Genomic DNA, 8,840 nt, shown 5'->3' with positions numbered 1-8,840 from the left:
GGGGCCTACCGGCCCTTTGCCTTACCCCCAAGCCTGACCGCGCATAATGTATATTATGTTAAATTAGATGTCTTGTTTCCTGTTCCCACTAATTGAACTGTGTATAATGGCAACAATTGATCCTATCTCTGACCGGATGTCTTAAGTGGCTGAATTAACATCAGAACAACTAAAACCCGCTTTTTCGATTGAACAGTTCACCGCCCTCAGCAAGATCGAACCCATACCTTTCGCCGCCTTGCAACCCAGAGCCATTTCTGGCATCAAACGACTCGCCAGTTTTGATGGCGACTGCCCGGTCATGCTGCTCAACGGCTTCCCCGGTGCGGATTATGAAGGTGTGTGTCAGACGCTGATTGCCGCCTCAAATGGCAGGGATGGTGACCTGTTCGATCTCTGTTACACAGAGAACCTGAACAACCCGTTCAAACCAATCTGGTTGCGTCTGCAGCCCGGTAGCGGCGTCGAGTTTTGTGAAATGGTTGGCGAGCTGCTCAAGCTGATGAGCCACCATCTGGATGCCGAGCGCTTGGTCACCCGCATCATGCGCAAGCAGAACAACGACCCCAAGATCGATGACTTTCTCTCCGATCTGGCGGCTCATGTTGCCCAGGGACTCGAGTTCCAGCATCCCGTGCTGATCAACCTGCTGATCCATCATGAAGAGCAGGAAGCCCCTGTGATTTATGGCCGGGATCTGAACTGGGATACCCTGTTTGGTTCCATCAACTATCAGACAGAGCAAGGCTCAGTGTATGCCAACCAGCATCTGCTTGAACCTGGCCTGTTACGCCAGGCCAACGGTGGCTACCTTATTTTGCAACTCGACGAGTTGCTGGATCAGCCCCACCTCTGGTTCAAGCTAAAAAATGCCATCCAGAAAGGCGAACTGGACTGGAACGCCTATCAGGAAGGCAAAACCCTGACCCCCTTCTTCACCCCCGAAGCGACCCCTATCCGGCTGAAGCTGATCCTGGTTGGCGATCGCCTAGAGGTATCCGAGTTCCAGATGTTGGACAGGGACATGTCCGAACGTATCTTTCTGCGCGCGGATCTGGTGTCAGAAGTCAATATTGAGGAAGACTTGCCAGAGTTCCTGCAGTACCTCGCCTGGATCCGTGAACGCTGGGCTCTGCTGGACTTCACCCCGGCGGCCCTCGCCGCCCTCTGTCGTCATGCCAGCCGCCTGTGTGACCATCAGGAGTGGCTTTCTCTGTCCGAGATCCAGCTTGGTGCTATCATGCGCATGGCTGACAGCCTGGCCCGCGAGATGGAAGCCGACACAGTGACCGATGAGCATATCCGGTTGGCGCAGGAAGAGCAGGACTACCGCCTCAACTACCTGGTGGAGCAATCTGATCAGGGTGTCATTGATGGCCAGATCCTGCTGCAAACTGATGATGAGGAGATCGGTCAGATCAATGGCCTCTCCGTCATTCAAGTCTCGGGTCACCCTTATGATTTTGGCGAACCGGTACGTCTCACCGCGACCGTGCATCTGGGCGATGGCGACATTGCGGATGTCGAACGAAAAGCGGAGCTGGCTGGTCATATCCACGCAAAGGCGATGATGATCATCCACGGTTATCTCTCCAACAAGTTTGGTGCTGAGACCCCCTCGCCGCTCTCTGCCAATCTGGTGTTCGAGCAGTCCTACCACGAAATCGATGGTGATAGTGCCTCTCTGACCGGCCTGTGTGCCCTGCTCTCCGCCCTCGCCCGCCAGCCCATCTATCAGCATTTTGCCGTTACTGGCGCCGTCGATCAGTTCGGCAATGTGCAGGCGGTGGGAGGTGTGAACGAGAAGATTGAAGGCTTCTTCCGGGTATGCAAGATCCACGGCATCACCGGTAAGCAAGGCATCATTCTACCGGGCACCAACATCCAGCAGTTGAACCTCTCCGACGAGGTGATTGCCGCCGTCGAGGCAGGTCAGTTCCACATTCATCCAGTGGATCATGTGGAAGAGGCTATCGAGTTGCTGACCGGCTGCGTGGCGGGTGAACCGGATATGCCGGATACCCTGTTCGGTCGAATTCAGCAGCGCCTGGACGAGCTCAATGGCACGGCGTTCAAGGGGGGCTTGCTCCGTCGCCTGCTGGGCCGGTTGTTCGGCTTATAATAAAAGAAGTGATCGGAGTTGTTTAGCGCACAAGTGTACGCTAAATTGGCTCGGCTTTGACCCATATGAAGGATAAACAGCGTGACCCTAGACAATACCGCCATTGATGCCCGCCTTTCCCTGTGTGAACAAGGTAAAGACTCGTTTACCCGTGAAGAGTTGCTTGCCTGCAGCCGTGGCGAATTATTTGGTGAGGGTAACAGTCAGCTGCCCGCCCCCAACATGTTGATGATGGATCGCATCGTCAAGATCAACGATAACGGTGGCGAGCATGGCAAAGGCGAGATCCTGGCAGAGCTCGACATTACGCCGGACCTCTGGTTCTTCGATTGCCACTTCCCGGGTGATCCCGTGATGCCTGGCTGCCTGGGGCTGGATGCCATGTGGCAACTGGTCGGCTTCTTCCTCGGCTGGAAGGGTGGCCCGGGTAAAGGTCGTGCTCTGGGTGTGGGCGAAGTGAAATTCACTGGCCAGATCCTGCCGACCGCCAAGAAAGTGACCTATAAAATCACCTTCAAGCGTGTGATTAACCGCAAGCTGGTCATGGGGATCGCCGATGGCGTGGTGGAAGTAGATGGCCGCCCCATCTATAGCGCCACCGACCTGAAAGTGGGCCTTTTTAAAGATACCACAGCATTCTGATCAACTGATCCAGTGGTAAGACAGAGATAACGTAAAGGGGCCGCGATGGCCCCTTTCCTTTTGTAATGAGTGATGAAGTACCTACTACTTCATGAAGAGGCCTGAGCCCCGCCCTTCCATGGCGTCACGCCAACCACCAAGCCAATGCCCTCGGGCATCCAGACATTGATACGGACATGCTTCTTTCTGTTTGCCGACAACGCCAGCCTGATAACCACGAGCACGAGCTCTTTCCAGACGGTCCCGTTTCTGTCTCTTCATCATCTACGACCCTCTTCGTGGAACAAAAAAAGCGACCAATTTTTCATCGGTCGCTTTCATCTTTACCCCACAGAGTGGACAGGGTCAAACAAAAAATTCCATGTTATCCGGTCATTGTGACACAAGACATTGAACCACATTAATTTTTAGTGACATGTCTTTTTATCGTTGGTAACGGCGCAGCCAGGTAAACGGCAAAGCCAGCAGAGTCAACCAGAACAGGCTGCCACCACCGCTGCCGCCATCCTGGCCAGTCTGGTTATTGACCGGCGCATTGGCAACCACGTAGCTGGCAGGTTCATCGTTTTTGAAATCTTTCACAACCGGTGCCAGCTTCACGCTGACCACAGTAGCATTGCTGCGGTTGTTGAGATCGCTCTCGCTGTTGTAGCGATAAGCCGTCGCCGCCACGGTACCATTTGTGCTGATGCCGCTGGCATAAACGATGTGATAGTAGTAGCCGTTCTGGGCACACTGCTTGGCACCGGCATCGTCCAGACCACAGATGAGGTCGTTCAGATACCAGTTGTTGCCGGTCGCCGCGTTGAGCAGGAAACCTTCCTGCATGCGGTTGGTACCATTGACCACGGGTTGGGTCTGGTGACGAGAGTCACGCCAGCCAACGACCATATTGTGGTTGTTGATGGCAGCCGCTTCTGAGCCTGCACCGCTGATTGGGCGGTCTTGTAACGGCACACTCGCCGTCTGTTGGGTGTTCAAGTTGAACACGAACATCTCGACCGGGCGGTTCTGGCCCTTGTTGATGCGATAGAGCTGGTTGCCAATCACATAACCGTTGTCATTGACCCCCACAGCCCAGCTGTGTTGCAGCTTGGCGTCATCCTTGCCCGGCTCGCCTTCGGCCAGCGGTATGATTTTGGTGGTGCCCACCTTGCTGTTATCCAGATCCAGCGTCCAGTATGCCGCCAGGTTGCGGCCATCCAGGTAGTTGGTACCTATCTCGCCGGTAGAGGAGTAACCCACCCCGTACAGGCTGCCGTTGAATTCACCAACGGCGAGCGCGGAGGCGGTCTGCACCACCTCGTTGCGACCACGGGCATATTCATTGGCCTGGACCAGCTTGTTGAAGGTGCCGGCGCTGTCGAGCAACCAGAAGCTTGCCTGGGTGTTGAGTCCCGGGCAGTAGCGATAGTCACCATACTGACCATCGTTACCGGCGAAGCACCAGTTATAGGGCTCGGAATTGACGGCGATGTTCTTGCCGGTGGCCGCGGTGCCGGTCACCAGATACTGGCCATTGTCCAGCTTCTTGATGCTGGTCGGCACGCTCAGACTGTGGCTGCTGGCACCATCCTTGAGGTTGACACTGTTGCCGTCATTAACGACGGCAAATGCGGTGCGCAGCTTGCCATTCATCTTGTAACCGACCTGAGTACCAGGCACGTCACCCAGTGCAGTCACCAGACCGTCAACTTCACTGCGAACGACATAACCCACGTTGCTGCGTTGATCGACAGCATCCAGGAAGTCACGACGCCACTGGAAGGCGAAGTTGCTGTTGTCGCTCCAGAAGGCGCTGCAGACCGAGTTGGAGAGCATGCAGCCCTGCTCAAAACGGAAACGATCGACCAGGAAGTCGGCAAACTGCACGGTCGAGAAGTGCTCGGCCATGTTGTTTTTGGTGTTGATCCCGATGAGCCCGTTGCCATCGGCACTGATCCCGCTGGCATATCCCTTGTCAGACCCGTCGACAATGGTGAAAAAGGGGCTTTGTGCCGCCTGGGCATGCAGGCTGGCGCTGACCAGAATGGCCAGCATGGATAATTGCTTTTTCATCTACTTCCTTAGTCCTGATGTTTCAACGCTTCCAACTCCTCCCAACGGGAGAAGGCTTGTTCCAATGCAGCCTCTGCTGCATTCAGGGCATCCAGTTTGAGCTGGGTTTGATCGCTCGGCAGGGCGAAGAAACCGGGATGGTTTACCTCGGCCTGCAGGGCATCAAGCTCCGTCTCCAGCTGTTCCAGTCGTGCAGGCAGATTATCCAGCTCCAGCTGCAACTTGTAAGAGAGTTTTTTGGTTTTTGTGACCACCTGGCTCGCCACAGCGGCAGACTCTGGCGTTTTGGCCTGCGCCACTTTCGCCGCCTGCTGCGTGCTTTGCAAGGCACGGGTCGCCATCATGTCGGCATACCCCCCCACGTAATCACTGATACGGCCATCCCCTTCAAACAGCCAGCAACCGGTCACAGTGTTGTCGATAAACCGACGATCGTGGCTCACCAGCAACAGGGTGCCAGGATAGTCTGCCAGCAGCTCTTCCAGCAGTTCCAGCGTTTCGACATCCAGGTCGTTGGTTGGTTCATCGAGGATCAGTAAATTACTGGGCTTCAAGAACAATTTGGCCAACAGTAAACGGTTTTTTTCGCCTCCTGACAAGGCTTTCACCGGGGTACGTGCCCGCTTGGGTTCAAACAGGAAGTCCTGCAGGTAACCCAGAATGTGGCGGGAACGACCGCGTACCATCACTTCCTGCTTGCCCTCCCCCACGTTCTCCATCACCGTCTGCTCGGGATCAAGCTGATCACGATACTGGTCAAAGTAGGCGACTTCCAGCTTGGTGCCGCCCTTGACCAGGCCACGGCTGGGGTCGAGTTGACCGAGCAGTAACTTGATAAGCGTCGATTTGCCGCAACCGTTGGGGCCCACCAGAGCAATCTTGTCGCCGCGCAGCACTTGCAGATCCAGCCCCTGGAACAGGGTACGATCGCCAAAGTCGAGCCCCAGCCCTTCGGTTTCGAACACCAGCTTGCCGGAACGATTCACATCGTCCATTTGCAGCTTGGCCTTGCCCTGCAGCTCGCGACGCTGGGAACGCTCCATTCGCATCGCCTCGAGGGCACGAACACGCCCTTCGTTGCGCGTGCGGCGCGCCTTGATGCCCTGACGCACCCACACCTCTTCCTGGGCCAGCTTGCGATCGAATTCGGCGTTTTTCAGCTCCTCGACCCGCAGCCACTCCTCTTTACCCAGCAGGTACTGATCGTAGTTGCCAGGCCAGGAGGTGATCTCGCCGCGATCCAGATCGATGATCCGGGTCGCCAGCTTGTGAATAAACTCCCGATCGTGAGAGATGAAGACGATGGCGCCGCGAAAATCCTTGAGGAACTCTTCAAGCCAGTTGATGGCTTCGATGTCCAGGTGGTTGGTCGGCTCATCCAGCAGCAACAGATCGGGGTCACAGGCCAGTGCCCGGGCCAGTGCGACTTTGCGCAACCAGCCACCGGAGAGGCTATCCAGGGTCGCGTCGGGATCGAGGTTCAGCAGGGTCAGCACCTGGCTGATACGGGTTTCGAACTGCCAGCCATTCTGATAATCGAGCTGTTCTTGCAGCTCGCTCATGATGCGAATGTTGGCATCGCTGGGATCGTGGGCCAGCTCCATGGAGATATGGTGATACTGCTTGAGCAGCTCGCCGACGCCAGCCAGCCCTTCGGCCGTGTAGTCAAACACGGTCAGATCGCTGGAGGCGGGCGGATCTTGCTCGAGGCGAGTGACCTTCAGATCCTGCTGTTGCACCATGCGGCCATCATCGAGCGGCAGTTCGCCGGCGATGACTTTCATCAGGGTGGACTTGCCTGCCCCGTTGCGCCCGACCAGACAGAGACGCTCACCGCGCTCTATGCTGAGCTCGGCATTGTCGAGCAACGGGAAGTCACTGAACGACAAGCAAGCGCCGTGCAATGTTAAAAGAGCCATTTTCGTTCCTTATTTCATATGAAAAAACGGGCGACAGACTGGGCCTGCTCCCGTTTCATCGTCAAATCAGCATTAATCCTGACGTGCAATCCAGGCCTTCAACTCAACCCGTGTGAAGGGCCAGCCCAGCTCACGCCCTGCCTCATCCCGCAGCACCGGAATGCGCACCCGATAGGCGGCAAGCCACTGGGCATCGTCCATGATGTCGCACTGGCGAGTCTGGTCAGCCAGTCCGGCCTCCTCCACCAGCCCCCATGCTTGTTCGCACAGATGGCAGCCGTCGGTGTGAAACAGGGTCAGCATCAAGCTTCTGCAGGCGCCTCGGCGTGGGTGATGATCCAGCAGTTGTGGATATGCTGGTTACGCTCGAAGTCCTTCGGTCGGGTCTGCTGGGTGATGTTGCGAGCCTTGAGACCTGCGGCCTCAAGGCCAGCCAGATCCATCTTGAAGTGGCGCTTGTTGTTGGAAAACACCAGGGTGCCATCGGCCGCCAGCAGACGCTTCAGGTGCTGCATCAGCAGCAGGTGATCGCGCTGTACGTCGAAGCTCTCGTCCATCCGCTTGGAGTTGGAGAACGTCGGCGGATCGATGAAGATGAGGTCGTACTGCTCATCTGCTTCTGACAACCACTTCAGGCAATCGGCCTGCACAAACTTGTGCTGACGGCCCACCAGCGAGTTGAGCCGCATGTTGTCCTGCGCCCAATTCAGGTAGGTGTGGGACATGTCGACCGTGGTGGTCTCGCTGGCACCGCCAAGACCTGCGTGCACAGTGGCACTGCCGGTATAGGCGAACAGGTTCAGGAAGCGTTTGCCCTTGGCCATCTGACCCAGCATGCGGCGAGTCTGACGGTGGTCGAGGAACAGGCCGGTATCCAGATAGTCGTAGAGGTTGACCCACAGACGGGCGCCGTACTCCTGCACTTCCATCCGGTGCTGCTCGGCGGCGAGCTTCTGATACTGCTGTTTGCCCTCCTGACGCTCGCGCACTTTCAGGATCACCTTCTCGCCGTCCATGCCGGTCACCTTGATGGCGGCCTGCACCATGTCGAGCAGACGCTGGCGGGTCTTCTGAGCGGGGATGTCCTTGGGCGCGGCATACTCCTGCACCACCAGATAGTCCTGATAGCGGTCGATGGCAGCGTTGTATTCCGGCAAGTCGGCGTCATAGAGGCGATAGCAGTCGATGCCCTCTTTGTTGGCCCACTTCTCGAGGGTTTTAAGATTTTTGCGCAGACGGTTGGCAAAGTCCTGCGCCACCTCTTTTTGGGATGCCACGGAGTCCAGTGCAATCTGGTAATTGCGCAGCTGACACTCGAGCGCCCCGTTGAACAGACGATATTGCTTGTCGGCACGCAGACGCAGACAGCTCAACAGCTCGGGCGAGGCAGAGAGAATGGAGACGCGCCAGCCCTGGAAGCTGCGACGCAGGGCATCGCCGAGGGCCTGGTGCACTTCCAGCAGCGCCGGGAATTCGCCAAGACGCTCGCCATAGGGCGGGTTGGAGATAAGCATGCCGACCTGACGGGCCTCCCCTTCGACGCTCGCCATCGGCAAGGGGTTATCCAGTGCACTGACTTCGGCCTGCTTGAAGGTAATCAGGTGGGCCACCCCGGCCGCCTTGGCGTTATCGCGCGCCTTCAGCAGCACGCGGGGGTCGGCATCGCAGCCAAACAGCTTCACTTCGCAGCGCTGCATGCCGCGCTTGGCGCGCACTTGCGCTTCCATCATCAGACTCTGCCACAACTCGCTATCGTGCTGCAGCCAGCGATCAAAACCGAAGCGCTCGCGGCGCAGGGCCGGCGCCATGTCGGCGGCGATGAAGGCCGCTTCGATGAGCAGGGTACCTGAACCGCACATGGGGTCCATCATGGGCTCACCGGCCCAGCCGCTACGGGCAATCATGGCGCAGGCCAGGTTCTCTTTGAGCGGCGCTTCGCCTGTGCCCTGACGATAGAAACGCTGGTGCAGCGCCGGGCCTGACAAGTCCAGCGTGATATTGGCCTTGCCTTTGCCCAGGTGCGCCATGATGCGGATATCCGGCGACTTCTTGTCCACGTCCGGGCGCACGTGACCCCGCTTGGTGAAGCGATCGACGAT

At 57.3% G+C, this 8,840-nt stretch carries 7 protein-coding genes; 2 read left to right on the top strand and 5 right to left on the bottom strand.

Annotated elements, in window-relative coordinates; all coding sequences use genetic code 11:
* Nucleotides 1-145 precede the first annotated feature (145 nt).
* Nucleotides 146-2,122, top strand: a complete 1,977-nt coding sequence (locus tag AAC083_RS14810; protein WP_042037784.1) for a Lon protease family protein — start codon at nucleotides 146-148, stop codon at nucleotides 2,120-2,122.
* 81 nt (nucleotides 2,123-2,203) lie between these two features.
* Nucleotides 2,204-2,764, top strand: a complete 561-nt coding sequence (gene fabA, locus AAC083_RS14805) for a 3-hydroxyacyl-[acyl-carrier-protein] dehydratase FabA (RefSeq protein ID WP_042037785.1) — start codon at nucleotides 2,204-2,206, stop codon at nucleotides 2,762-2,764.
* Nucleotides 2,765-2,848: 84 nt separating this feature from the next.
* Here fabA and rmf read toward each other — a convergent pair whose 3' ends face one another.
* The 5 genes from rmf to rlmKL all read right to left on the bottom strand — a co-directional run.
* Nucleotides 2,849-3,028 carry a ribosome modulation factor gene (rmf, locus tag AAC083_RS14800; protein WP_005315693.1) on the bottom strand — a complete coding sequence of 60 codons (180 nt, stop codon included), beginning with the start codon at nucleotides 3,026-3,028 and terminating at the stop codon, nucleotides 2,849-2,851.
* A 159-nt stretch (nucleotides 3,029-3,187) separates the two neighbouring features.
* Nucleotides 3,188-4,822: a DUF3466 family protein gene (locus AAC083_RS14795; protein ID WP_108536999.1), complete on the bottom strand. Its 1,635-nt coding sequence runs from the start codon at nucleotides 4,820-4,822 to the stop codon at nucleotides 3,188-3,190.
* 8 nt (nucleotides 4,823-4,830) lie between these two features.
* Entirely contained in the window at nucleotides 4,831-6,741 is a 1,911-nt protein-coding gene (gene uup / locus AAC083_RS14790; protein WP_042037787.1) for an ATP-binding cassette ATPase Uup, read from the bottom strand.
* 72 nt (nucleotides 6,742-6,813) lie between these two features.
* A complete protein-coding gene (locus AAC083_RS14785) occupies nucleotides 6,814-7,044 on the bottom strand; it encodes a glutaredoxin family protein (protein ID WP_108536998.1) in 231 nt (76 codons plus the stop codon).
* Nucleotides 7,044-8,840 (bottom strand): bifunctional 23S rRNA (guanine(2069)-N(7))-methyltransferase RlmK/23S rRNA (guanine(2445)-N(2))-methyltransferase RlmL (gene rlmKL / locus AAC083_RS14780; protein WP_258224708.1); only part of this gene is annotated, 1,797 nt, incomplete at its 5' end. The genes rlmKL and AAC083_RS14785, both read right to left, overlap by 1 nt.

Source organism: Aeromonas sp. HMWF014 (assembly GCF_963878295.1).
Lineage (GTDB): Bacteria > Pseudomonadota > Gammaproteobacteria > Enterobacterales > Aeromonadaceae > Aeromonas > Aeromonas popoffii.
The sequence above is the reverse complement of the archived record's forward strand: the minus strand, read 5'-3'. Positions and strand labels throughout refer to the sequence as shown.